At 68.1% G+C, this 24,280-nt stretch carries 17 protein-coding genes; 7 read left to right on the forward strand and 10 right to left on the reverse strand.

All coding sequences use genetic code 11. From position 1 onward, the window contains the following. Nucleotides 1–60: 60 nt before the first annotated feature. The 3 genes from IRZ30_RS05250 to IRZ30_RS05260 are packed head-to-tail and all read right to left on the reverse strand — an operon-like array spanning nucleotide 61 to nucleotide 2,472. Nucleotides 61–1,074, reverse strand: a complete 1,014-nt coding sequence (locus IRZ30_RS05250; RefSeq protein WP_294083674.1) for a PfkB family carbohydrate kinase — start codon at nucleotides 1,072–1,074, stop codon at nucleotides 61–63. 5 nt (nucleotides 1,075–1,079) lie between these two features. Further along, nucleotides 1,080–1,637 carry a B-box zinc finger protein gene (locus IRZ30_RS05255; protein ID WP_294083676.1) on the reverse strand — a complete coding sequence of 186 codons (558 nt, stop codon included), beginning with the start codon at nucleotides 1,635–1,637 and terminating at the stop codon, nucleotides 1,080–1,082. Nucleotides 1,638–1,656: 19 nt separating this feature from the next. Beyond that, nucleotides 1,657–2,472: a WecB/TagA/CpsF family glycosyltransferase gene (locus IRZ30_RS05260; RefSeq protein ID WP_294083678.1), complete on the reverse strand. Its 816-nt coding sequence runs from the start codon at nucleotides 2,470–2,472 to the stop codon at nucleotides 1,657–1,659. Between the two features lie 478 nt (nucleotides 2,473–2,950). Between IRZ30_RS05260 and IRZ30_RS05265 the strand changes: the two genes are divergently transcribed. Then, nucleotides 2,951–4,000: a WYL domain-containing protein gene (locus tag IRZ30_RS05265; RefSeq protein ID WP_294083681.1), complete on the forward strand. Its 1,050-nt coding sequence runs from the start codon at nucleotides 2,951–2,953 to the stop codon at nucleotides 3,998–4,000. A gap of 370 nt (nucleotides 4,001–4,370) precedes the next feature. On the opposite strand, the gene IRZ30_RS05270 is transcribed toward IRZ30_RS05265, so the two are convergent. Together IRZ30_RS05270 and IRZ30_RS05275 are read right to left on the reverse strand one after the other, a co-directional pair. Beyond that, nucleotides 4,371–5,249, reverse strand: coding sequence for a hypothetical protein (locus tag IRZ30_RS05270; RefSeq protein WP_294083683.1), 879 nt, complete (start codon nucleotides 5,247–5,249; stop codon nucleotides 4,371–4,373). A gap of 240 nt (nucleotides 5,250–5,489) precedes the next feature. Further along, a complete protein-coding gene (locus IRZ30_RS05275) occupies nucleotides 5,490–8,756 on the reverse strand; it encodes a glycosyl hydrolase (RefSeq protein ID WP_294083684.1) in 3,267 nt (1,088 codons plus the stop codon). 523 nt (nucleotides 8,757–9,279) lie between these two features. On the opposite strand from IRZ30_RS05275, the gene IRZ30_RS05280 reads away from it, so the two are divergent. Continuing rightward, on the forward strand, nucleotides 9,280–10,407 hold the full coding sequence (locus IRZ30_RS05280) for a C40 family peptidase (protein ID WP_294083685.1): 1,128 nt from the start codon (nucleotides 9,280–9,282) through the stop codon (nucleotides 10,405–10,407). Nucleotides 10,408–10,670: 263 nt separating this feature from the next. On the opposite strand, the gene IRZ30_RS05285 is transcribed toward IRZ30_RS05280, so the two are convergent. The 5 genes from IRZ30_RS05285 to IRZ30_RS05305 form a co-directional block, all read right to left on the reverse strand. After that, nucleotides 10,671–11,774: a Xaa-Pro peptidase family protein gene (locus IRZ30_RS05285; RefSeq protein WP_294083687.1), complete on the reverse strand. Its 1,104-nt coding sequence runs from the start codon at nucleotides 11,772–11,774 to the stop codon at nucleotides 10,671–10,673. Between the two features lie 254 nt (nucleotides 11,775–12,028). After that, nucleotides 12,029–12,928, reverse strand: coding sequence for an ABC transporter permease (locus tag IRZ30_RS05290; protein WP_294083689.1), 900 nt, complete (start codon nucleotides 12,926–12,928; stop codon nucleotides 12,029–12,031). A gap of 57 nt (nucleotides 12,929–12,985) precedes the next feature. Beyond that, nucleotides 12,986–13,948 carry an ABC transporter permease gene (locus tag IRZ30_RS05295; RefSeq protein WP_294083691.1) on the reverse strand — a complete coding sequence of 321 codons (963 nt, stop codon included), beginning with the start codon at nucleotides 13,946–13,948 and terminating at the stop codon, nucleotides 12,986–12,988. A 141-nt stretch (nucleotides 13,949–14,089) separates the two neighbouring features. Continuing rightward, entirely contained in the window at nucleotides 14,090–15,868 is a 1,779-nt protein-coding gene (locus IRZ30_RS05300) for an ABC transporter substrate-binding protein (RefSeq protein ID WP_294083693.1), read from the reverse strand. A gap of 181 nt (nucleotides 15,869–16,049) precedes the next feature. Next, a complete protein-coding gene (locus tag IRZ30_RS05305; RefSeq protein WP_294083694.1) occupies nucleotides 16,050–17,243 on the reverse strand; it encodes a Xaa-Pro peptidase family protein in 1,194 nt (397 codons plus the stop codon). Nucleotides 17,244–17,589: 346 nt separating this feature from the next. Between IRZ30_RS05305 and IRZ30_RS05310 the strand changes: the two genes are divergently transcribed. The 5 genes from IRZ30_RS05310 to IRZ30_RS05330 all read left to right on the forward strand — a co-directional run bounded on the left by IRZ30_RS05310 (nucleotide 17,590) and on the right by IRZ30_RS05330 (nucleotide 24,279). Next, nucleotides 17,590–18,642, forward strand: coding sequence for a TIGR03617 family F420-dependent LLM class oxidoreductase (locus tag IRZ30_RS05310; RefSeq protein ID WP_294083696.1), 1,053 nt, complete (start codon nucleotides 17,590–17,592; stop codon nucleotides 18,640–18,642). 361 nt (nucleotides 18,643–19,003) lie between these two features. Beyond that, a complete protein-coding gene (locus IRZ30_RS05315; RefSeq protein WP_294083698.1) occupies nucleotides 19,004–20,257 on the forward strand; it encodes an acyl-CoA dehydrogenase family protein in 1,254 nt (417 codons plus the stop codon). Beyond that, nucleotides 20,258–21,412 carry an acyl-CoA dehydrogenase family protein gene (locus IRZ30_RS05320; RefSeq protein ID WP_294083700.1) on the forward strand — a complete coding sequence of 385 codons (1,155 nt, stop codon included), beginning with the start codon at nucleotides 20,258–20,260 and terminating at the stop codon, nucleotides 21,410–21,412. A gap of 16 nt (nucleotides 21,413–21,428) precedes the next feature. Beyond that, nucleotides 21,429–21,935 carry a MaoC family dehydratase gene (locus IRZ30_RS05325; RefSeq protein WP_294083702.1) on the forward strand — a complete coding sequence of 169 codons (507 nt, stop codon included), beginning with the start codon at nucleotides 21,429–21,431 and terminating at the stop codon, nucleotides 21,933–21,935. A 112-nt stretch (nucleotides 21,936–22,047) separates the two neighbouring features. Beyond that, on the forward strand, nucleotides 22,048–24,279 hold the full coding sequence (locus tag IRZ30_RS05330) for an acetate--CoA ligase family protein (RefSeq protein WP_294083703.1): 2,232 nt from the start codon (nucleotides 22,048–22,050) through the stop codon (nucleotides 24,277–24,279). The last annotated feature ends 1 nt before the right edge of the window (nucleotide 24,280 follow it).

Genomic DNA, 24,280 nt, shown 5'->3' on the forward strand with positions numbered 1-24,280 from the left:
GATTCCGGGGGGCCGGCCCCATCATTCACGGGTGTCGCGACTGGTTCCGCTCAGCGTGGGTCAACCGTGCCAGCCGCGTGCGGGCTCCACTTCATCGAGGGCGGCTTCGATCTCCTCCGCGGTCGCCTGCGCGTTCCCCCACTTGCCGACGACGATCCCGGCCGCGACCTGCGATAGACGGAGCGCCGCCAGCGCGTCCGCCCCGGCGGCCAGGGCAAGCGACATCACCGCGATGACCGTGTCTCCGGCGCCGGTAACGTCGAAGACCTGCCGCCGGACGAGCGGCGGCACCTCGTGGTAGGCACCGCTTGCCTCCGCCAGGGCCGCGCCGGCAGGCCCGAGCGTGACCACCAGCCGCTCGCACTCCAGCCGCGCGCGCAGCGCGGTCAGGTGCTCGCGTCGCCGCTCCGGTTCGTCCAGCGGCTCGCCGAGGTAGGCCTCGGCCTCCGCCTGGTTGCACTTCACCAGGCCCAGCCCTCGGAAGTTCGCAAGCGACCCCTGCGAGTCAACCGTCGCCAGCCGGCCACTCTGGGCCGCGGCGGCGATCACTTCGGGAACGATCACGCCGCTCCGGTAGTCGGAGAGCAGGATGGCGTCCACGTCCGGCGCCGTGGCTTCGACGAATGCGGCAAGACTCTGCGCGATGGCCGGGTCGATCGGGCGGCGGTCCTGCCGGTCGACACGCGCCACCTGCTGTGGGAAGACGTTGTAGGCCCCCTCGGCCACCAGCCGGGTCTTGGTGGTGGTGGGGCGGGTTGGATCGGTGAGGACGCCGGAGACGTCGACCCCCTGATCCGCCAGCATCCGGCGGAGCCGTTGCCCCTCGGCGTCGTCGCCGATCACGCCGGCCTGCCATGCCGCGGCGCCGAGTGCCCGGGCCACGAGCGCCGGGGCGGTCCCGCCGCCGGGCCGCTCCTCGCGCCGGGTTTCCTCCAGGACCATGATCGGCGCCTCGCGCGAGACCCGCGCCGGGAGGCCGAAGATGTAGCAATCGAGGTAGAGATCCCCGACCACGAGCAGCTTCTTGCCGCGCATCGCGGCGAGCAGCGGCCGGAGCGATGTCAGTTCACCCATTCCCATCACCGGAACCGCACATACGGGATCAGCAGCGCCAGCCCGGCGAACAGCAGGTCGGGGATCAGCCGGATCTGGAACGCCGCCTGCACGTCGCTGGCCATGGCGCGATTCAGCAGGTCGTCGAGCGTGTAGCCCCACGGGTTGGTCTGTGCCATCACCACCCGGGCAACGATCAGGCCCAGAACCACGAGCCCCATCGCCGCGACCTGGAGATCCCAGCCCCGCTTATAGTTCGCGGCCCAGGACATCCCCTCCGCCACGCCGAAGCCCAGCAGCAGGGAGAGGTAGAAGTTCCAGGCAGGGAAGTAGCCCCAGAGGACACCGACCGCGACCGCGATCACAGCGCCGACGAGGACGCTCTTGACCAACATGCCCGTGCCCGTCTGGTAGGTCGGCAGCCCGCGGACGGCCGCGCAGTCAGGGCAACGGTAGCCAACCGGCGTTTCCACCGCGCAACGAGGGCAGATCGGCGTGCCGCACTTGCTGCAGCGCAGGCGCGTGCGGACGTTGGGGTGGTAGGTGCACTGGCGCTCGTTGATATCCGAAATCTCTGCTGTCACGCCGCGTGTTCCACCAGGGTCAGACCAGTCGCCGGAGCCGCTCGCGAAGCACGAGGGCCGCGAAGAGCGGCAGAGCCAGTTGCCGTCGCCAACGCCATGGCTGCCGGATCAGCCGGTACAGCCACTCGAATCCGAGACGGCGGACGAGCGCCGGTGCGCGCGGGATTGCCCCCGCCAGGTAGTCGAGTGTCCCGCCGATCCCCATCGCTACCATGATGCCACATGTCGCCAGGTCCGTCCGGTGCCGCGCGATCCACAGATCCTGCGCCGGGTGGCCGAACGCGACGAGCAGCACCGCCGGCTGCGCCGCCCGCAGCCGCGTTAGGATCTCTGGAGCGTCCTCCTCCCGCGGCGATCCCGCCCAGGTGCCGGCGATCACGCAGCCGGGATAGCGCCGGGTCAGCTCTGCCGCCGCCCGCTCCGCGATCCCCGGCCCGGCGCCGAGGAGGAACAACCGCAGCGCCGGATCCTCGACTGCGGCGAGCGCCTCGACCAGATCGACCCCGGTCACTCGCTCGCGCAGGGGCCGCCCCAGCAGCCGCGCCGCCAGGGTCACCCCGACCCCGTCGGCCGTCGCCAACTCCGCCGCCACCAACGTCGCCCGGAACTCTGCGTCGCGCCGCGCCGCGATGATGAACTCCGGGTTGACCGTGACCACATGCCGTAGCGCCCCGTCCCCCGCTCGCACCCAGGCCCGGACGCGCTCGACCGCCTCCGCCAGCGTCACGTCGTCGACGCGCACGCCGAGGATCCGCAGCGGTGGTCGACCGCTACCGCCGCGACGCGCGTTGGCGTTATCTACATTGGACTTCGTCGAACCCACGCTCCCGAGCATCGTCCCCTTCCTGGGCAGACTGCGTCTCCGCGGGGCCGGTACCGGTCCGACGATACGGGAGAGGGCGGGTGGAAGCAAGGGGGCATGTAATCCGTCCAAGGAAGGTCAGTCAAGATGCGATGATGGACACATGCGAGAACCAAATCCTATAATGTTCGTCAGCGATCAAAGCGACAGCTTGAGGGCCGGTGGGCCCACCGAAGGAACGGAGCCGCACCATTACAGCCTCCGCCGACTTCTCGGACGAATCTTCGCCTGTCCGGACCTCATTTGCCACCCCATCGAAACACACCCGTACGACCGTGACCCGGCCGGGCGCCTCGGCACCGGTGTATCGCATGCGCGTTGCGAGGTACGTTGGGCCAGACGCGGCGAGGCTGGCTGCAGTGGTTCGACGGTACCCCCTGCGGGAATGACTGCGTTCCCGGGCTCGCGTTATGCTGGCGATAAAGCAGTCATCACCGCGAGGAGAGGCCCGATGAGCAAGCGTTACCCGACCACGCGCGGGGAGCCACGCGCACCAGAAACGCAGCGTGCGAGCCGTATCTTGGAGATCATCTCCAAGATCAGCGCAGCGCCCAACCAGTGGACCCGACGGAGCCTGGCTGACTACTACGAGATCAGCGAGCGGCAGATCACCAAGGATCTACAGGTCATCCGCCACGGCCTGCGTCTGGAACTCGAGCGGCAGCCGAGCGGAGGCTACTACTTCAGGACGCTGCCCCGCCTTCCAGCCGTGTCGTACTCCCTCGCCGAAGCGCTCGCCATCTTCCTGGCGGCGCAGGCTGGTCGTCGCCTGGCGGGCATCCCGCACGAGGAGCTCTCCGCCGCCATCGCCCGCCTGCGCTCGATCATGCCGCAGGAGTTCCAGGCATTGCTCCAGGATGATGGGGCTACGGTTCCGCCGGTCCCACGCAACCGCCACCGCGAGCGGATCCTTGAGGTCCTGACCCGCGCGATCGGCGCCCGCAAGAGCGTCGATCTCATCTACCACCCGGCGTCAAGGCCGGGGGAGCGCACCGCCCGGCGGGTGGACCCATACGCGGTCGTCCCCAACGCCCAGTCGTGGCACCTGATCGGGTGGTGCCATCTCCGTTGCGCCGTCCGGATCTTCAAGGTCGACCGTATCGAGGACGTCACGGTCACCGACATCCGCTTCACCCCCGACCCGGAGTTCAACCTGAACGAGTTCCTCACCGCGGGCTGGGGGGTCACCCGTGGGACCGACCAGCCGCCGGAAGAGATCGTGCTGCGGTTCACCCCGACGGCGGGTCGCTGGGTGGCGGAGGAGCAGTGGCACCCCACGCAGCGGAGCGAATGGCTCCCCGACGGGTCGCTCGAGTTCCGCGTCACCGTCCCCGTCACCGAGGAATTCGCGCGCTGGGTGCTCCACTACGGCGCCGACTGCGACGTCATCGCCCCGGCTCACCTCCGCACCTGGCTCGCCGACCAGTCGCGGGCGCTGCTGGAGCGGTACTCGAAGGAAGCGTCGGTGGAAGCGGGCTCACTGACCACGGCGCGGTCGTAGGGCCAACGCACGAGCGCAGGACGAGACGATCAAGGGGGCGACACCTCGCCCCATTACTGTTCTTGTCAGCGCTGCGGCGGAAATGGCGACCGGTCTACCCGGAAAGCCGCCCTCTGTCAGGCGAGCATCCCGAGTTAGCCTGCCCTTGTTGATGCTGGTCATGGGCGGGAATGTGCCCTACCCTTGTCGGGTCATCCGGAGCGGAGCCGGACTCGGCCGGACGCCGGGTCCGGCGACTTCGTCCGAGTTGAATCATTGCTCACTGGCGCGGCGGGTACCACGCCAGATCCTTCGTCTGCGCTGCCCGCCGCGGAGCGGCGGGCAGCTTCGGTCAGAATGACGTGGGCACGTCTAGTCGCATCTGGTACGACTAGTCCCCCAGCAGCGTGAGGCCGGAGAGCGTCGCGTAGAGTTCGACCTTTGCAGGTACTCCGCTCGTCGTGATCGACACGTCTACTGCTGCCTGTCCGTTGGCCGGAACGAAATCCAAGTAGGTGAATCCCCCACCGATGATGTTCCCCGCCTCATCGTAGGCGATGGCGGCTACCCGAATATTCTCCAGGTCCTTCTGGTACGGACTCTTGACGATGCCCGTCACCTTGGGGAAGTAGTCGTCCGGCACGTAGTTGACATTCTCAGTGGCGAACTCAGGCCGCTGGTCGAACGGCTCGAACCGACCGGGCTTGACCTGCACGTCCAGCCGGTCGATCTCGGTCCCATCCGGAAGGAACAGGCTACTGGCGATGCCGAGCTTCTCGCCGGGGAAGAGGATCGTGATGTATCCGGAGTCGGTCTCGATCACCGTCCCGTTCGCGTCGTACACCGCGACTTGGTACTGCGAATCCTCTACCGCCAGACCAGAATTCGGGTTCTCAACGATGAATGCGTAGGAGGCGCTCCGATACTCACCTTGCCCGAACCCCTTAGCCAGAATTGCCAGCGCCTGCGGGGCGGGAGTCGGAGCCGGAGCAGTGGTCGGCTTGGGCGCGGTCGTCGGCGATGGCGCGACCGTCGCCGTTGGCGTCGGCTCAGTGGTTGCTGCTCCCGTGTCTCCTGACGCCTGAGGGCCGCTCGGCGTCGATGACAGCGCTTCCCTGGCGACATCGGTCCCGGACGTGCCGCACGCGGTCGTCAGAGCCAGGACCGCGGCGAGGATCAGCGTGATGACCCGGATCTTACCGCGACGACTAGGATTCTTGTGACTCGTCTCCCCTGCGTCAGTAGATGCGCTATTCCGCACGAATCCCATCACACACCTCCGTTCCCGTTGTCGCGCCGCGGCTGGGGGCCGGGCGCGAGACCTGCCCGTGCTGGTCGTGCCGGGCGGTCACGGAACGTGCCTGTTCCGGCTCGATCAGCGTTCGGTTCCAGCCTAGTGAGGTCGCGGGAACACAGCGGTTCCTGTGATTTGGAACCTGCGGGAATCGTGACAGAGAGGCAGGAAGTGCCTGGGTGCCGGCAGATGCCGGCACCCAGGTGGGAGTGGCCGTCAGGACCGTGCGGTGCCCTGGGTCGGGACGACTGCGGGGATCCCGGCGTCGCGCACCGCGCGGTCGAACGCGGCGAGGTCGGTGTCCAACACCTGCCGCAGCGCCGCGAGGTGGGCGTCGGCCTGTGCGGCGAGCTCGGCGAAGGCGTCGCGCGCCTGCTGGGTCGGGCGGGCGTCGTCGGAGTCGACGAACACGGTCAGCACGGCCAGCTTCCAGTTGAGCTTGCTCGGGAACTGGCGCGGGTCATCGCCCTTGACCTGGATCAGCTCCTCCTCGATCGCGGTGAGCTTCTCCCGCAGGCTCTTGGCCGCGTCGACGACGGCGCTGCCGCCGTCGCGCTCCCCGGCTCGGCGCGCCCAATCGTCGATCTGCCTCCGCACGTCGCGGATCGTGTTGATCGCCTGGTGCACCTCGCTCACCTTGTCGCGGATGGCGAGCAGGAGCTTGAACTGCTCGGCCAGGTCCTCGTCTGTGGCGGCGATGCGCGGATCCTTCAGGATGCGGAAGGTCGCGGTCTGGCTCTCGTCCCCGACCGTCAGGCGCACTTGATAGGTGCCGGGGACCACGACCGGCCCATCTCGGTAATCCTCGGTCGTCTTGTCGCCGGGCACCATCGTCGGCCCGGCGACGCGCATGTCCCAAACGAAGCGGTTGAGCCCGGCGTCCTTCGGGACACGCGGCTCCTTCTTCTCCTCGGCCCCCGGCGCCTCGCCGCCCTCGATCAGGGCGCGCTCGCGTGGGGTCGGGGCGCTGCCGTCGGTACCCTGCGCGGGCTTGGGCGGCTCACTGGAGAAGGAGCGGATCTCGTTGCCCGCCTCATCGAGGATGGTCAGGGTGACCTCACCCTCGGGCTGCTCCTTTAGCCAGTAGGTGATAAGCACGCCGTTGGGCGGGTTCTCGCCGGCGTCGAGAAATTCCTCGACCGTTGTGCCGGTCGGCGTCTCGCGCTTGCGATAGCCGAAGACGAGCGGCCCGGCCATACGGTAGCTCGTCTCGGTCGTCGACTCGGAGCCGTACCCCTTGTAGACCTTGAAGCGCGTGGTGTCGCGTGGCGTGAAGAGGTGCATCGGCTTGTCCGCGAGGCCGTCTGCCATCTGGTGGAGCGGTGTCAGGTCGTCCAGGATCCAGAAGGAGCGACCGTGCGTCGCGGCGATCAGGTCGGTCCCCTTCACCATCAGGTCGTGGATCGGGCAGACCGGCAGGTTCAACTGGAAGCGCTGCCAATGGCCGCCATCGTCGAAGGAGATGTAGATCCCGGTCTCGGTCCCGGCGTAGAGCAGGCCACGCCGGTTGGGATCCTCCCGGATCACCCGGGTGAAGTCGTCCTCGGGGATACCGTCGACGATCTTGGTCCAGGTTTTCCCGTAGTCGTTCGTCTTGTAGAGGTACGGCCGGTAGTCGTCGTGCTTGTAGCGGGTCGCGGCGATGTAGGCCGTGGCCGGGTCGTGCGGAGACACCTCCAGCACGCTCACCAGGGTCCACGGCTCCATGTCCGGCGGAGTAATGTCCTGCCACGTCTTCCCGCCGTCGCGCGAGAGGTGCACCAGGCCGTCATCGGTGCCGACCCAGAAGACGCCCGGCTCGTGTGGCGACTCGACGAAGGCGAAGATGGTGTCGTAGACCTCCGCACCGGTGTTGTCCTTGGTGATCGGCCCGCCCGACGCCTGCTGCTTCGTCTTGTCGTTGCGGGTGAGATCCGGGCTGATGACCTCCCAGCTCATTCCCTCGTCGGTGCTGCGATGGACGACGTTGGAGCAGACGTACAGCACGTTCGGGTCGTGCGGCGAAATGACGATCGGGAAGGTCCACTGGAAGCGGTACTTCAGCGTCTCGGCGCCGTCGCCCATGCCCTGGTCCACCGGCCAGACGGTGATATTGCGGATGTGCCCGGTGCGATGGTCGTAACGGGTCAGCCGCCCGTTCCCCTCGCCGCTGCCGATGGCCCCGCCGAAGACGATGTTGGGGTTGTCCGGCCGGACCGCGATGTAGCCGCTCTCGCCGCCACCCGGTTCGTACCACTCGGTCGGAGTGATCGCGCCGAGCACCGACATGCTGGGGATGCTGATGGCGGTGTTGTCCTGCTGTGAGCCGTAGACCCGGTACGGGATCTGGTTGTCGGCGGTGACGTGGTACATCTGCGCCGTGGGCTGGTTGTAGAGGGTAGACCACGACAGCCCCCCGTTGTAGGTGACGCAGGCGCCGCCGTCGTTCCCCTCGATCATGCGCATCGGGTTCTTGGGGTCGATCCAGAGGTCGTGGTTGTCGCCGTGTGGGGTGGGGACGGCGACGAACGTTTTGCCGCCGTCGATCGACTTCCAGCACTCGCCGTTGAGCACCCAGACGGTGTTGGGGTCGAGCGGGTCGGCGTAGATGTGCATGTAGTACCAGGCGCGCCAGCGCAGCCCCGGCTGCTCGGAGAGCCGCTGCCACGTCTGGCCGCCGTCGTCGGAGCGGAAGAGGGCGCCGTCATCAGCCTCGACGATGGCGTAGACCCGGTCGGGCTGTGCGGGAGAAACGGCCACGCCGATCTTGCCCAACGTGCCCTTGGGCAGCCCCTCGTTCCGGCTGATGTCGACCCAGGTGTCACCGCCGTCGGTCGACTTGTAGATCCCGCACTCGGGGCCGCCGCTGGAGAGGCTCCAGAACGTGCGGCGTGCCTGCCACATGGTCGCGTAGAGGATGCGCGGGTTGTTCGGATCCATCGAGAGGTCCACCGCGCCGGTGTTCGGGCTGCGGTAGAGCACCTTCTCCCAGGTCTTCCCGCCGTCGGTGGAGCGGAAGACGCCCCGCTCCTCATTCGGCCCGAAGGCGTGGCCGAGCGCGGCGACGTAGACGATGTCCGGGTTCTGCGGGTGGATGCGGATCTTGCCGATGTGGCGGGTGTCGCGCAGCCCGACGTTCGTCCAGGTCTTCCCGCCGTCGGTCGACTTGTAGACCCCGTCGCCGTGGGAGACGTTCCCGCGGATGCAGGTCTCGCCGGTGCCCACGTAGATCACGTTGGGGTCGGATTCCGAGACGGCGATCGCGCCGACCGCGGCGGTATTGAAGAAGCCATCGGAGACATTGCGCCAGTACTGCCCGCCGTCGGTGGTCTTCCAGACGCCGCCCGCGCAGGCGCCGAAGTAGAAGACGGTGGGGTCGCTGGGGTCGCCCGCCACGGCCACGACGCGGCCGCCGCGATGCGGGCCGATGCAGCGCCACCGCATGGTGTGGACCGCAGCCGGGCGCAAGGGCAGCCCGGTCTCGCGGGTTGACTGGGTCTGCATGATACTCCCGTTCCTCCCTGCTGTCTGGCCGGATCGAACGCCGGATAGTGTCCCACGTCTGCCGCGGTTTGGGAATTGGTCCAGGGCGGCGACCAGGCTGGCGCGGTTGGACACCGCCACGGTCCCCCCGGCTATTCCGGGGCAGACCCTCAATCACCGTGCTCACCGGCGCACGAGAACCAGGACGTGCACCGCATGGCGTCGGGGTGTCCGGCCGGGGCGGTCGCCGAATTAGTACTTTCGTACCGGGCCTGCGAAAAGGGTGCGTCCGAACGCACTCTGTTCGAGCAAGGCGCGGCGTGCCACGCAGCCGATGTCTGCATCAGCAAGCATGGAGTGATGCAACTCGCGCAACCGCGGAGAGCCGCACTCGTTTACTTGGCGTTGCTCGGGCCGGACTGGGTCCGGGGCGGCAGGGGAGCGCCTGCGCACCCGAGCGTTCGCAGAGGAGGCCTGGCACGAGCGCCCCGCGGGGACGGGGCAATGGCATTGCCGGCCATGGGACCTAGGAAGGGAAGGGCCTTTGACCACGCGAGCGGCGTGGAGTCGCCTCTTGGGCGGCTGCCTTATGGCCGCGGCCGTGACACTGTTGGGGCCGGTGTCGGTTGCCGCGGATACGCTTCACGACGCGAACGATCCGACGTACAACCCCTCATCTGCAGCCCTGGCGGGCGCCGGCGGAGGGACCGCGACGCCAGCGGCACCCGGTACGATTCCCATTTCCTGGGAGTTCAAACGCTTCTACGACCGGAGCGGCGGCGTGCCGATCTTCGGCTTCGCCATCAGCATGCCTGTGGTTGAGAACGGGCGACGCGCTCAGTACTTCGAGCGCCAGCGCCTTGAGCAGCACCCCGAGAATGCGGGAACCCCGTACGAGGTGCAGCTCGGCCGCCTGGGCGTCGATGAGGCAGCCCGGCGCGGGCTGCTGGAGACGGCCCCCTTCGCGCCCCAACCCGGAGGCAGTGCGCCCGGTTGCGACTTCTTCGCCGAGACTGGGCACTGGCTGTGCAACGGCTTCCGGCAATACTGGAAGTCCTACGGCGTGGAGCTGGGCGACCCCGGCGTCTCCTTCCGTGAGTCGCTGGCGCTGTTTGGCTACCCGATCAGCGAGGAGTTCGTCGAAAACGGCGTGACCGTGCAGTACTTCGAGCGTGCGCGGTTCGAGTATCACCCGGGAACGGGCGCCGCGCACGACACGCTTCTCGGGCTGCTCGGGTACCCGGCCTGGGCGGAGGCGGAGCCGGGCGCAGTCGCCGCGCCCCTTCAGTTGCCCCCGACCGGCGAGTTGATCAAAGAGGAGGCCCTGCGGCACCTCGGCGCCCCCTATGTCTGGGGCGGGACGACACCGGCTGGGTTCGACTGCTCCGGCTTCATCTACTACGTGGTCAATCAGGTCCTCGGCGGCGGCTTCCCGCGGAACATGGACGCGCAGGTCGCCAGTGGCGTCCCGGTGGACCCGAAGGACCTGCAACCGGGTGACCTGGTGTTCCAGCAGAACACCTACCAGGCGGGGCTCTCGCACGCCGGGATCTACATCGGAGACGGGCAGTTCATCCACGCCTCCATGCCGGGCGTCGGGGTCACCATAAGCAACCTTTGGGACGGCTACTGGAGCCCGCGCTTCTACGCCGCGCGCCGCGTCGGAGGCTGAGAGGGAGGCTGACCTACTCACCCGAACGGCGCCGCCAGCCCAGGCCCCGAGGTGATGGCGTGTGACGAAGCGACGGGATGGGAGCGGTGGTCGGCCCGTGCCCGAAGGGAACCCCCCAGGCACGGGCCATTGCCCGGCACCCAAGAACGTCGTCCAACGCCATGCACGTATCAGGCTGCCTGTTGTGGTCGTTCTGACCAAAGCCGCCCGCCGGGGAGACGGCGGGCGGCTTTGTTTGGGGCGTGGTGGCTCTTCGCGGCGACTTACTCCATCACCGTCAACTCGCGTGAGCAGTGGTTGAGGCGTTCGCCGCCGTGTTCGGTGACGACGACGGCGTCCTCGATCCGGACGCCGAAGAGGCCGGGGATGTAGATGCCGGGCTCGTCGCTGAAGACCATGCCGACCTGGAGCGGCAGGGTGTTGCCTTCGACCAGGTAGGGCTCCTCGTGGCCGTCGAGGCCCAGGCCGTGGCCGACGCGGTGGATGAAGTACTCGCCGTAGCCCGCATCGGTGATGACCTTGCGGGCGGCCCGGTCGATGTCCTGGCAGGCGACGCCCGGGCGGACGGCGGCGAGGGCCGCCTCGTTGGCGCGCAGCACGATGTCGTAGACACGGCGGTATTCGTCGTCGGGCTCGCCGATGTGGACCGTGCGGGTCACGTCCGCGGAGTAGTGCTCGTGCTTCCCGCCGAAGTCGAAGATCACGGTGTCACCCGGCTGGATGACACGGTCGCCGGTGATGTGGTGCGGGGCAGCACTGTTCGGCCCGCTGGCGCAGATGCCGATGCCGTGGATCTCGAGGCCGTGCTTGGCGCGCAGTTCGGTCAGTTCCTCGGCTGCCTGCCGCTCGGTCTTGCCGGTGAGCCGCGCGGTGGCGACGAACTCCTCCCAGGCGGCGTCGGCCATCGCCGCGGCCCGGCGCAGGCGATCCAGCTCTTCCTGGTCCTTGACCATGCGCAACTCCCGCAGCACGCTGGTGCCGCTCACGAAGGTCGCGTCGGGGATCACTTCCAGCATGCGCACGAGGAAGACGGACCACATCTGGTCGCTGACAGCGATGGTGGGGCGGGGGACGGAGCGCACGATATCGCCGACGAGGTTGACCGGTTGTACGGTCTCCTCCCAGGTGCGGATGTCGACCAGTGAGGCCTGGGCGTCGGCCCGCGAGCGCTCGAGCACGGGGACGACGAACTGCGGGCGTCCGGTGCGCGGGATGATGAGCAGGGCGAGCCGCTCGCTCGCGTGGGCGGGGTAGCCGAACAGGTAGATCAGGTCCGACGACGGGGCCACGAACAGGAAGTCGATACTCCGCTCCGCCAGCAGCCGCTGGGCTGCCTCGATCCGCCGTGCCAGTACCGTCGTGTCCATCGGGTGCTCCTCTCGCGTTGCGCCGCGCGGTCATGCCATTTCCCGCGCACTATACACCGATTTCGGCTGGTATTGGGTCGAGCGAGGGCGGAATCGGCGGGGTGGGAGTGGCCCTCACCCCCGGCCCCTCTCCCAACCTTGGGAGAGGGGAGGAGGATGGATCGCGCATGGCATCTGACGCATGACGGGTGACGCATGACATTCCCCCTCTCCCAACGTTGGGAGAGGGGGTCAGGGGGTGAGGGCCTTCTCCCCTACCGGCGGCGCTGGCGGGGATCGAAGGCGTCGCGGAGGCCGTCGCCTACCAGGTTGAAGCTGAGCACGGTGAGGAAGATCGCCATGCCCGGGAAGACGGTCTCCCACCAGGCCTTCTGCATGTTCACCCGGCCGTCGGCCAGCATGCCGCCCCAGGAGGGCGTCGGCGGCTGGGCGCCGAGCCCGAGGAACGACAGCCCGGATTCCAGCAGGATGGCGAAGCTGAGCCAGAGCGTGAGCTGGACGATGATGACGGCGAGGACGTTGGGGAGGACGTGGCGCACCATGATGCGGAGGTTCGCCGCGCCGATGGCCCGGGCGGCCAGGATGAAGTCTTGCGCTTTGACCCGCAAGAACTCGCCGCGGACCAGTCGGGCGGTGCTCATCCACGAGGTGAGCCCGATGACGATCATGGTTGTCTGCAAGCCGGGCTTGAAAAGGGCAGCCGCTGTCAATAACAGGAAGAAGCCAGGGATGGCGAGCATGATGTCGGTGAAGCGCATGATGAGGTTGTCCAGCAGGCCGCCGAAGTACCCGGCGAGCGCGCCGAGGGTCACCCCGATGACAATGATCATCCCCGCCGAGACGAGGCCCACTGAGAGGGACACCCGCGAACCAACGATAACCCGGCTGAAGACGTCCCGCGTCTGCCGATCGGTGCCGAACCAGTGCTCGGCGCTGGGCGGATTGAGCGGCTTGCCGCGGTTGAAGGCCGCGTAGTCCTGGGGCGCGAGCGTGGTGGCGAAGATCGCCACCAGATAGAGGAGGATAACGACCACGCCCCCGGCGACGGCCAGGCGGTTGCGCCGGAAGTTGCGCCAGACGATCCGTGCCTGCGACTCCGGCTTCCGGGCGAGCCGCTGGAACTCGACGGTGGTGGGAGCCGCGGTTTCCTGCATCGACACTCTCCGAATACCTCGCTCGATCCGTACTGCCTCAGCCCGGCGGCCCGGCTCCTAGGAGAACGTGATTCGCGGGTCGAGGACGGCGTAGAGGATGTCGACGATCACGTTGATGATCAGGATGGCGGCGCCGGTGAGCATCGTCAGCGCCAGGATCACCGGGTAGTCGCGCTGCAGGATGGCCTGGTAGCCGAGGTGGCCGAGCCCTGGCCAGGCGAAGACCGCCTCCACGATCACCGACCCGCTGAGCAAGCGCGGGAGCTGGTTCCCCACGACGGTGACCATCGGCACGAAGGCATTCTTCAGCGCGTGACGGAAGACCACGGTGCGTTCGGCCAGTCCTTTCGCGCGGGCCGTTGTGATGTAGTCCTGATGGATCACCTCCAACATGCTGGAGCGCATGAAGCGGGTGAAGATGGCGATGGTCGGGATCGCCAGCACCGTCGCCGGGAGCACGAAGTAGGACAGCTTGTCGAAGAACCCTTCGGCCTCCGGACCGGCGGTCGAGGCCGGAAGCCAGCCGAGCCGTACCGCGAAGAGGAGCTGGAGCATGAGGGCCAGCCAGAAGTCGGGCAGGGCGAGGCCCAGGAACGCGCCGCCGGTCGCCAGATTGTCGACCAGCGAGTACTGGCGCCGGGCGGAGATGATCCCCAGCGGTATGGCGACGGCCAGTGAGATCGTGATCGCGAGCGCCTGGAGCTTGACCGTGTTGGAGAGACGCTCCCCGATCAGGGTGATGACCGGCTTGCGGTTGAAGGTGTACGCCGTGCCGAAGTCGAGACGGGCCACCTTTGAGGCCCAGATGCCGTATTGGACCGGGAGCGGCTTGTCGAGACCAAGGTTCTTACGAACCTGCTCCAGCACCGTCGGGTCGAACGCCTGCTCGGAGACGAAGGCCACCGCTGGGTCACCCGGCGCCAGGTGGATGATGGTGAACACCACCATGCTCAACCCGATCAGGAGCGGGAATAGCAGCAGGATGCGCCGCACGATGTAGTTGCGCGTACTGGCTGACACCGTGACATCCGTTTCCTCTGCACCTGCCGCGGCGGGGCAAGCCCGCCCGGCAAGACCGTGAGGGACGGCCGGTTACGGGCGGCGGGGGAGCGGGCGTCTGCCCTGTCGCCCCCGCCTGCACCCGGCGCGCCGGCTACCGGGCTACTCAACTGTGGTCCAGTTTTGGAGATCCTGGAACAGGGTGATGATGTTGTTGACGTATCCCTCGTAATCCTTGGAGACGACGTAGATGAACGGCCGGTCCCACGCGTAGAAGACCGGGACGTCCTCCAGCAGGATCTCCTGCGCACGGGCGTAGATCCGGGCGCGCTCCTCGATGTCGAAGGTCGTGCGGCCCTGCTGCATCACCTCGTCGAACTCGGGGTTCGAGTAGCCGAAGACGTTGCGGGCCTTGCCGGTGCCGAGGGCGTCGAAGAGCTCGTCCGGGTCGTAGGTTGCCCCAGCCCAGGTCGGGCAGATCACATCGAACGTGCCCTCGGTGCCGGCCTGCACCACCTGGGACCACTCCTTGAGGTCCGGCTGCACGTTGATCCCGATCTCCGACAGCGACTGCTGGGTGAACGTGAGCCAGTCCTCGCGCAGGTGGTTGCCGGCGTTGGTCGTGAACGACAGCGTCAGGCCCGTGGCGCCGGCCTCCTCGACCAGGCGCTTGGCCTCAGCCGGGTCGTACGGGATCGGCTCCAGTCCCTCGTGGTAGGCCCAGTTCCCGCGGGCGATCGGGCCGTTGGCGGGCGTCCCCAGCCCGAGCAGGAAGTCGCTGGCGAACGTTTCAGTGTCGAGCGCCATGGCGATCGCGCGGCGGATGCGCTTGTCGCGCAGCGCCTCGTTGTGGTTCTGGCCGAAGCTCCAGCCGTTGATGTCCTTGCCCGGCGGGACCGTCAAGACCACGAGGTTCTCCTGCTGCTTGAGGTCTTCGGCCTGGGTCGGCTGGGCGTAGTCGGTCCCGTGGATCTGGCCCGTCTGCAGGGAGATGACGAGGGTCTGGGCATCGGGGATCACCCGATGGGTGAACCCGTCGAGGTAGGGCTTGCCTTCCTCCCAGTAGTACTCGTTGCGGACCGCCACGAAGTCCTGCCCGGTGGACCAGGACTTGAAGGCGAACGGCCCGGCGCCGACCGGGTTCTGGAAGAAGGCGTCTTCCCGCAGGTCCTTGCCGTCGAGCAGGTGCTTCGGGAGCGGGCGCAGATGCCGCAGGTTCACCAGGAATGCGGCGAAGGGCTCCTCGGTCGTGATCTTGATCGTCTTGTCGTCGACGACCTGGATGCCGCTGACCGTGTCAGTCGTGCCCTCGTTGTAGGCCTGAGCACCCGCGATGGGGAGGAACCGTGCCAGGTGCGGGCTGGCCGTCTCCTTCTTGAGGATGCCATACAGGGTGAACTCGATGTCCTCGGCCGTGAGCGGCGTGCCGTCGCTGAAGGTGACGCCGTCCTGGATGGTGAAGGTGTATTCCCGGCCGTCGTCAGAGATGGTCCACTCCTTGGCGATGCCCGGCACGGGCTTGAGCGTCTCCGGGTCGAGCTGGACGAACTCGCCGAACATCATCCGGCAGCGCCAGGTACCCTCGGTCTCGTTGACCAGCAGCGGGTTGATGGTCTGCGCCTCGCCGAGGGTGCCGATGATGATCGTGCCCCCACGCTTGCCATTCCCCGACGGGGGTTGGGTGCCGCCCGTCGTCGGCGAGCCGGGCACGCTCGTAGCCGTGGTGCTGCCCCCGGCGGGAGCGGTGGCCTCGGCCACGTCCTTGTCGGACGCTGCGCCGCAGGCGACGAGAACCGGGAGAACGGTCGCCGCCGCGCTGCCTTTGGCGATCATGCGCAGCAGTTGCCGGCGGCTGACTCCCTGCCGGCCGAAGTACTCTTCGAGGCGATAGAACTGGCGGACGATCGTCTCCGCCCGCTCCTGTGAGATACGGCGTGCCACGGTCTCCTCCTCTGGTCTTCCGGGCGAACGCGGGGTCCGCGACGGATCCGAACTACCGATGAACAGGTGCCATGCGCGTGGTTCGGCGGCCCGCCGGGGCGCCGCGAGGGCGTGGCGTCCCCCGGCGAGCCGATTAGCGATCAGACAGAGACACTGGGCGCACGTGCGTGTTACAAGGCGACTAGATGGGAATCGTCAAGCTCTCGAGATCGCGGGGATAATACGTAATCATCTCGATCCCGTCGGGCGTGACTGCGACGGTATCGGAGTGCCGGAAGCCGCCCAAGCCCGGCACGTAGATCCCCGGCTCGACGGTGAAGACCATCCCCACCTCGATCAGCCGATGGTCACCCACGTCCAGGAACGGCGCTTCATGGACCAGCGTGGACTTGGCGTGGCCCGTGTGATGACGCCAGTTCTCCTCCAGGTTGTGCTCCTTGAAGAACCGCATCACCTCCTTGTCGACGGCGGAGCATGGGATGCCGGGCTTGATCGTGTTGAGGGCGAGCGTCTGCACCTCCAACATCAGGTTGAAGTAGCGCTCCTGCTCCGGGGTCGGCTCGCCCATGATCATGGTGCGCTCCAACTCACTGCCGTACCCCCAGACCGACGCGCCGGCACCCGTGACAAGGACGTCGCCCGGCTTCAAGCGCGCGTTGCTGGTCATGGCGTGGGGGAACGCGGAGTCCTTCCCGATCTGGCCGCGGAAACCGGCATGCGCACCGGCCCGGCCCCAGGACATCGGCCGGTACTCGGGACCCAGCGTCCGGATCATGGCCTGCGTGGCCTCGAACGACGCGCGCATCGAGATCTCGGTCTCGCTGACCCCGACCTTGCAGTACTCCTGCAGGTAGGTGTGGGCCAGGTTGCCCCAGCGCGCGCTCTCGCGGATGAGCGCCAACTCCTCCTCGGAGTTGATCATCTGCATGTACTCGATGTCGTCGGCCACGTCGATGACCTCGGCGTCCGGCAGCAGGTCGCTCACGCGGGGTCCTCGATAGCCGTAGAGCCGGCCGTACCCGTTGCTGTCGACGCCGATCTTGGCGTTGCTCAGCCCGAGGTCGACGAGAATGTCCTTCAGGTACTCCATCGGGTGGCGCTCACCCGGATATTCGGGGTAGGCCGTGACGCGGTCCACCAGCGCGAACGCCTCGGCGTGCTCCAGCTCGAGCCGCGGCACCAGCAACGCCGACGTGTCGCGCGTCAGGACGTACGCGATCGGACGCTCAGTCGCGATGAAGCCAAAGCGGCTGAAGTACGAGACGTTGTTCGGGCCGAAGGCGATCAGCCCGGTAATGCCGCGCTCTCCCAGACGCTCGAGTATCGTGCGCCGGCGGCGCAGATACTCCTCGTCGCTGAGGCGCAACTGCGGCATAACACCGACTCCCTTCTGTTGTGATCCCCGGGTGACTCCGTACAATACCTGTCACCCAGAATAACAACGACCATGGCTGGCTGGTCGCCCCGGCCCAGGTTGGTTTCGGTACTCGATCGGACGTGGGACGGATCCCCTCGGCAATGAGAAACGCCCCTCGGCCGCGCGAACGTGAACAACATCCCAGCCTCATGGAAATACCAACGGCCACTCTACAATGGGGCGTGAGAGGGTGTCAAGATACCCATCGCGTCGCGCTACCAAGCGCGAACTCGCGCCGACGGGCCGGCCTCTCGACACGGACGCGGGGCTGTGGTCTACTGCGCGCGGGAGGGCGAGAGAGCGGATGAAGATCGAGACGATCATCCCCGACAGTGCTTTCGACCGGATCCCCGCGCTGGCGCGGCGGCTGGAGGAACTCGGATTCGACGGCCTGGCGCAGCCGGAGCTGAAGCACGACCCGTTCGTAGCGCTGGCGCTGGCGGCACCGGTGACGCAGCGGCTCACACTGGCCACGTCGGTCGCCATCGCGTTCCCGCGGAGCCCGATGGTAGTTGCCTACCAGGCGCACGACCTGCAGCGCCTGTCGCGCGGCCGCTTCGTGCTCGGGCTCGGGACCCAGGTCAAGGGGCACATCGAGCGCCGGTTCAGCTCGACTTGGGACTCGCCGGGGCCGCGCCTCCGTGAGTACGTGCTCGCACTGCGGGCCATCTGGAACACCTGGCAGACCGGCGGGCCGCTCGACTTCCAGGGCCGCTTCTACCGCTTCTCACTGATGACGCCGGAGTTCGACCCCGGCCCGATCCCCTACCATCCCATCCCGATCGAGATCGCGGCGGTGAACGCCTACAACGCGCGACTGGCGGGCGAGATCTGCGACGGGCTGCGGGTCCATCCGATGACGACACCCGAGTACCTGCGCGACGTCCTCTGGCCGCTGGTGCGGGAGGGGGCTGCGCGGGCGGGTCGCGACCTGCGCGGCTTCCGGATGGTCGGCGGCGGCTTCATCGCCACCGGTGCCGGCGAGGCCGAGGTGCGGACAGCCCGCGAGCAGGCGCGCTACCGCATCGCGTTCTACGCCTCGACGCGCACGTACCTCCCGGTGCTGGAGCACCATGGGTGGGCGGAGTTGAACCCGCGGCTGCGCCGCCTGATCGCCGAAGGGCGCTGGGATCAACTCGCCCGCGTCATCCCCGACGAGGTGCTCGACGCCTTCTGCATCAGCGGGACGTACGACACGATCGCGACGCGGGTGCGCGAGCGTCTGGAGGGGCTCGTGGACGTGCTCCACGTCGCACCTCCAGCCGATCCGCTGAGGCCGGACGAGCGCTACCTGGCCGCGATCGCGGAACTGAAGGCGATCACCCCGGCCTCCGCGATGCACGGGGCAGGCTCGTAGCGCGGTGTTTCGGCGGGCGGACGCCCGTCTCGGACTCGCCCGTACCCTGCCGGCATCGGTCAATCCCTCCGAGAGCGCGCAACCCAATCGGAGACCGGCGTCCTGCGGCATCAGCGCCGCTGGTCGGCGTCGCCCGACCGCACGAGGCGGCACGTCGGCGATGCCCGGGTGTGCCTCGCTAGGGCACCCATGACGCTCCCAACACGCAAACCCGATTGACACACTTCGGACCGGTGTTACAGTGACCGGTAGAGTCCTACTGGACCCATTCTCACGTTCGTCGTGGCGACACGACCCGGCCGCTCCGCGCGCTGGGCGTTGGGCCATCCGGCAGCGTCGGGTGAACGAGAGGATTTCCTCGATGGATCTCTTCTATACCCAGGAGGATGAGGAGTTCCGGAGGCGGGTGCGCGCCTGGCTGGAGGAGAACCTGCCGAAGGAACCGCTGGAGACGCTGGAGCAGCAGCGTGCCTGGCACCGGGCGGTGTACGAAGCCGGCTTTATCGGCATGGGATGGCCGGTTGAGTACGGTGGGCGCGCTGCCCGGCCGATGGAGCAGGCGATTGTGGGGGAGGAGATGGCGCGCGTCCAGGCGCCGCCGACCCTCAACCCGCTCGGCATCGCTATCGTCGGCCCGACGCTCATTCACCACGGAACCGAGGCGCAGAAGAAGCGCTTCCTCAGAAACATCCTGACGGCCGACGAGATCTGGTGCCAGCTCTTCTCGGAGCCGAATGCGGGATCAGACCTCGCCAGCCTGCGCACCCGCGCGGTGCTGGAGGGCGACGAGTTCGTCATCAACGGCCAGAAGGTCTGGACGAGCGGCGCGCACCGCGCCGACTGGGGGCTGTTACTGGCGCGCACCGATCCGGATGCTCCCAAGCACCTCGGCATCTCCTGCATCCTGGTCGACATGCACACGCCGGGAGTCGAGGTCCGGCCGCTGACGCAGATCAACGGCAGCAACGAGTTCAGCGAGGTCTTCTTCCACAACGTCCGCGTCCCGGCGGAGAACCTGGTTGGGGAGCTGAACGCTGGCTGGCAGATCGCGCAAACGACGCTGTCGTACGAGCGGGGCGGCAACACGCTGAGCCGGGTGAGCCGGTACATGGCGGTCTTCAACCGGCTGGTGGAGGCGGCCAGTGAGCTCCGCCGGGACGGGAGGCGCGCGATCGACGACCCGGTGGTGCGGCAGAAGCTGGGCCAGATGTACGCCGAGATCGAGGTGCTGCGCTACGGCTCGCTCCGCATCCTCTCCCGGCTGGAGAAGGGCATCCGGCCCGGGCCGGAGTCCTCGATCACCAAGCTCTACTACTCGGAGATGGAGAAGCGGCACTACGAGTTCGTCCTCGATATCCTCGGCCCGTACGGGCAACTGATCGAGGGTGTGCCGGCGGAGTACGCGATGAAGGAGGGCGTCGCCTACGGCGAGCCGGGGAGCTGGGCCTACCACTTCGCCTACTCCCGCGCCGGGACGATCTTCGCCGGCTCCTCGGAGATCCAGAAGAACATCCTGGGCGAGCGTGTCCTGGGCCTGCCGAAGGAGGTGCGAGCCGACCGGCTGCAGGCGCAGCAGGCGGCGAAGGCTCAGGCCGGGGGCGAGGGAGGCGCCTAGATGGATTTCGAGTTCAGCCAGGACCAGGTGATGCTGCGCGACCTGGCGCGCGAGTTCCTCCGCGAGCGCTGCACCAGCGCGCATGTCCGGGCGATGATGGACGACCCGGCCGGCTACGACCGAGCGATGTACCGGCAGTTGGGTGAGATGTCCCTGCTGGGACTGGCCATCCCCGAGCGCTTCGGCGGCAGCGGGCTGGGGATGATCGAGCAGGCGATCGTGCTGGAGGAGATGGGACGGGTGGCGTACCCCGGTCCCTTCGTTCCCAGCGTCGTGCTGGCCGCGACCGCGATCCAGGCGTCGGGCGATGAGGCGGCGATGGCGCGCTACCTCCCCGGGCTGGCCTCCGGCGAGTTGACCATGTCGTTCGCCCTGCTGGAGGACGAGATCGGCTGGGGGCCGGAGGTGGTCGCGATGCGCGCCGTGCCCGACGGCGACGGCTTCGTCCTCTCCGGCGAGAAGCGGTTTGTCCCCTTCGGCCAGGCGGTCGACATCATCGTGGTCGTGGCGCGCACGGGCGACGCGCCGGGCGATATCTCCCTCTTCGCCGTGCCGCGCGATGCCGCAGGGCTGACGGTCCAGCCATACAAGATGTTCGACTTGAATGCGAAGGAGTGCGCGCTCCGTTTCGACAACGTGCGGGTGCCGGGCGACGCGCTCATCGGGACGCTCAACGGCGGGGCGGACCCGCTCGACGCGGTGGTGCAGCGGGCGGCCGTCGCCGCCTGCGCCGAGATGCTGGGTTGTGCGCGGACCTCGCTCGAGATGTCGGTGGAGTACGCCAAGGTGCGCAAGCAGTTCGGGCAGCCGATCGGCAGCTTCCAGGCGATCAAGCACAAGTGCGCGGAGATGCTGGAGGCGACCGAGAACGCGCACTCGGCCACCTACTACGCCGCCTGGGCACTCGACGCCGACGCGCCCGACGCCCGGCTGGCGGTGTCGGTCGCCAAGTCGTTCGTGAACGAGGCGGCGCGCAAGGTGTGCGGGGACGCGATCCAGGTGCACGGCGGCATCGGCTTCACCTGGGAGTACGACCTGCACTTCTACTTCAAGCGGGCCAAGTACCTGGAGCCCCTCTGGGGTGACACGGCGTGGCACCGCGAGCGAGTGCTGGACGAGGTGCTGGCCGGTCGGGTGGCCGGCGCAGCTCGGTAGGCGGGAGGTGCACGGTATGTCGTCCCAGCAGCCCGGCACGGGCGGGAGCGGTTCCGCGCCGCGCGTGGTGCGGACGGTAGCGGAGCTGCGGGATCTGGTGGGCCAGGAGATCGGCGTCGGCCCCTGGGTGGAGATCACGCAGGAGCGGGTCAACCAGTTTGCCGACGCGACCGGCGACCACCAGTACATCCACGTCGACCCCGAGCGCGCGAAACAGACCTTCTTCGGCGGGACGATCGCGCACGGCTACCTGACACTCTCGCTGATCCCCTTCCTGTCCCAAGGGCGCGACGGGGTCAAGATCGATCTCGGCGGCAGGATGACAGTCAACTACGGCCTGAACCGCGTGCGTTTCCCGGCGCCGGTGCGGGTCGGCAAGCGAGTGCGGCTACGCACCACGCTGCTCGCGGTCGAGGAGGTCGGCGAGCAGGCGGTGCAGATCACCCAGCGCCAGACCGTCGAGGTCGAGGGTGAAGCGAAGCCTGCCTGCGTCGCCGAGACGCTGAGCCGGATCTACTTCTGATGCGTCATGCGTCATGCGTCCCCCTCACCCCCTACCCCCTCTCCCACAAGGGGAGAGGGGGGCAACCCTGATGACGGATGATGCATGACGTACCACGCCCGGAGGGATGCCGATGCAGACGCCCGGTGTGCGGTCGGACCGCGGTTTCGATGAGCAACAGGACGATGCGGCCTTCGCGGGCGCGATGCGCGCCCTCCTGCACCCGAGGCGCATCGCCATCGTCGGCGCGTCGCCCAAGCGGGGCTTTGCCAATACCATCCAGCGGCGCCTCGTGGACTGCGGGTACGAGGGCGAGATCTTCCCGGTCAACCCGAACTACGACGAGATCCTGGGGCTGCCGTGCTACCCGTCGCTGGAGGCGATCCCCGGCGGGGCCGATCTGGCGGTGGTGGTCGTCCCCAGCCGGCTGATCCCTGGCGTTCTGGAGTCGTGTGAGCGCGCGGGCGTCGGCGCGGTCAACATCATCACCAGCGGGTTTGCCGAAAAACAGGAAGACGAGACCGGACCCGAGCGACAGCGGGCCATCCGCGACTTCGCGCGTCGCACCGGCATCCGCGTGGTCGGGCCGAACTGCCTGGGCAATATCAGCGTGCCCAACCGCATGGTGGCCAGCTCCGGCGCCTACCCACGGCTCAACCGCGGCCCGATCGCGCTCGCGCTGCAGAGCGGCCTGCTGGCGTACAGCCTCATCCTGCCGGCGCACGACCGCGGCATCGGCTTCACGTATGTGGTAACGCTGGGCAACGAGGCCGACATCGACGTCGTCGACATGATCCGCTACTACCTCGACGATGAGGAGACGCGGGTGATCGGCTGCTTCGTCGAGCAGTTCCGGCGGCCGGAGCGGTTGCTGGAGATGGCGGAGCGTGCCGCGGACCTTGGCAAGCCGATCGTCGTGCTCAAGGTCGGGCGCTCGGAGGCCGGGCGTCGCGCGGCGCTGGCGCACACCGGGTCGCTCGTCGGCTCGGACGAGATCGTCGACGCGGTGATGCGGCAGTACGGCATCATTCGGGTCTACAGTCTTGACGAAATGATCGAGACGCTCGCGCTCTTCCACGCCCGGCGGCGGCCCGCGGGGAGCGGCGTCGGCATCGCGGTCGTCTCCGGCGGGGCGGCCGGCCTGATCGCCGACCTCGGCGCGGATGTCGGTGTCGAGTTTCCTTCACTTGCGCCGGAGACCGTCGAGAAGATGAACGCGGTGATCCCGGAGTACGGGACCGTCGGCAACCCGCTGGACTACACCGGACAGGCGGCGCAGCAGCCGGAGATCCTCGACGGGTGTCTGGCGGCGATGGCCGAGGACCCCAACATCCACGTCGTGGTCTACGGGCAGGCCTACCCGGCGCTGATCGATCTCGACCAGCCGACCGGTCAGGTGCTGCGCGGCCTGCCCGAGCGTTACCCCGACAAGGTGTTCGTCGTCCTGTCGCTCGTCGCGGGTGAGCTCAAGCATCGCATGATCGACCAGCCGGCGGTCGAGCCGGTTGGGTCGATCGACGGCATCCCCTTCCTTCAGGGCGCCGAGAACGGCCTGCGCGCCATCGCCTCGCTCGTCCGCTATGCGGCATTCCTGCGGGAGCGGGCGGCAGCGGCCCCGTCCAATGCGTCCGATCCAGACGCCGCCGAGCACGCGGCATGGGCGCGCGAGGTAGTGCGCGCGGCCGGTGGCCGGGCTCTTGTTGAGCGGGAGGCGAAGGCGATCCTTGCGCGCTACGGTATCCCGGTCACGCGCGAAGAGCTGGCGACGACGCCGGATGCGGCGGTCGCCGCTGCGGAAGCGATCGGCTACCCGGTCGTGCTCAAGGTGGAGTCGCCGGACATCCTCCATAAGACAGAAGCCGGCGGCGTACTGCTGGGGCTGCGCGATGCCGAGGCGGTCCGGGAGGGCTTCGCACGGGTCACGGCGAGCGCCCGCGCCTATGCTCCGTGGGCGGAGATCCGTGGCGTGCTCGTGCAGGAGATGGTCCCGGCCGGCGGCCACGAGTTGATCCTGGGAATGACGCAAGACGCCTCGTTCGGTCCCGCGGTCGCGGTCGGGCTCGGGGGCATCTTTGTCGAGACGCTGAAGGACGTGGCGCTGGCCGTCCCGCCCATCTCCGAGCGCGAGGCGCACCGCATGCTGTCGCGGCTGCGCGCGGCGCCGATCCTGACCGGCCACGGCGCACGGGGCCAGGGCGCAGCCGATCTCGACGCCGTGGCCGACATCCTCGTCCGTTTCTCCTCCCTCTGCCGGGACTTGCGGGATGACGTGGCCGAGATCGACATCAACCCGCTCGTGGCCTTCGGCCCGGGCCAGGGGGCACGGGTGGTCGATTGTCTGATCGTCCCCCGACATGACGCCTGAC

The sequence above is a fragment of the Sphaerobacter sp. genome (assembly GCF_019683595.1).
Classification (GTDB): Bacteria; Chloroflexota; Chloroflexia; order Thermomicrobiales; family Thermomicrobiaceae; genus Sphaerobacter.

Coding starts and splice junctions, on each gene's coding strand:
- IRZ30_RS05250 (WP_294083674.1), bottom strand. CDS start 1,074: ATGGGTGAACTGACATCGCTCCGGCCGCTGCTCGCCGCGATGCGCGGC.
- IRZ30_RS05260 (WP_294083678.1), bottom strand. CDS start 2,472: ATGCTCGGGAGCGTGGGTTCGACGAAGTCCAATGTAGATAACGCCAAC.
- IRZ30_RS05265 (WP_294083681.1), top strand. CDS start 2,951: ATGAGCAAGCGTTACCCGACCACGCGCGGGGAGCCACGCGCACCAGAA.
- IRZ30_RS05270 (WP_294083683.1), bottom strand. CDS start 5,249: ATGGGATTCGTGCGGAATAGCGCATCTACTGACGCAGGGGAGACGAGT.
- IRZ30_RS05275 (WP_294083684.1), bottom strand. CDS start 8,756: ATGCAGACCCAGTCAACCCGCGAGACCGGGCTGCCCTTGCGCCCGGCT.
- IRZ30_RS05285 (WP_294083687.1), bottom strand. CDS start 11,774: ATGGACACGACGGTACTGGCACGGCGGATCGAGGCAGCCCAGCGGCTG.
- IRZ30_RS05290 (WP_294083689.1), bottom strand. CDS start 12,928: ATGCAGGAAACCGCGGCTCCCACCACCGTCGAGTTCCAGCGGCTCGCC.
- IRZ30_RS05305 (WP_294083694.1), bottom strand. CDS start 17,243: ATGCCGCAGTTGCGCCTCAGCGACGAGGAGTATCTGCGCCGCCGGCGC.
- IRZ30_RS05310 (WP_294083696.1), top strand. CDS start 17,590: ATGAAGATCGAGACGATCATCCCCGACAGTGCTTTCGACCGGATCCCC.
- IRZ30_RS05315 (WP_294083698.1), top strand. CDS start 19,004: ATGGATCTCTTCTATACCCAGGAGGATGAGGAGTTCCGGAGGCGGGTG.
- IRZ30_RS05320 (WP_294083700.1), top strand. CDS start 20,258: ATGGATTTCGAGTTCAGCCAGGACCAGGTGATGCTGCGCGACCTGGCG.
- IRZ30_RS05325 (WP_294083702.1), top strand. CDS start 21,429: ATGTCGTCCCAGCAGCCCGGCACGGGCGGGAGCGGTTCCGCGCCGCGC.
- IRZ30_RS05330 (WP_294083703.1), top strand. CDS start 22,048: ATGCAGACGCCCGGTGTGCGGTCGGACCGCGGTTTCGATGAGCAACAG.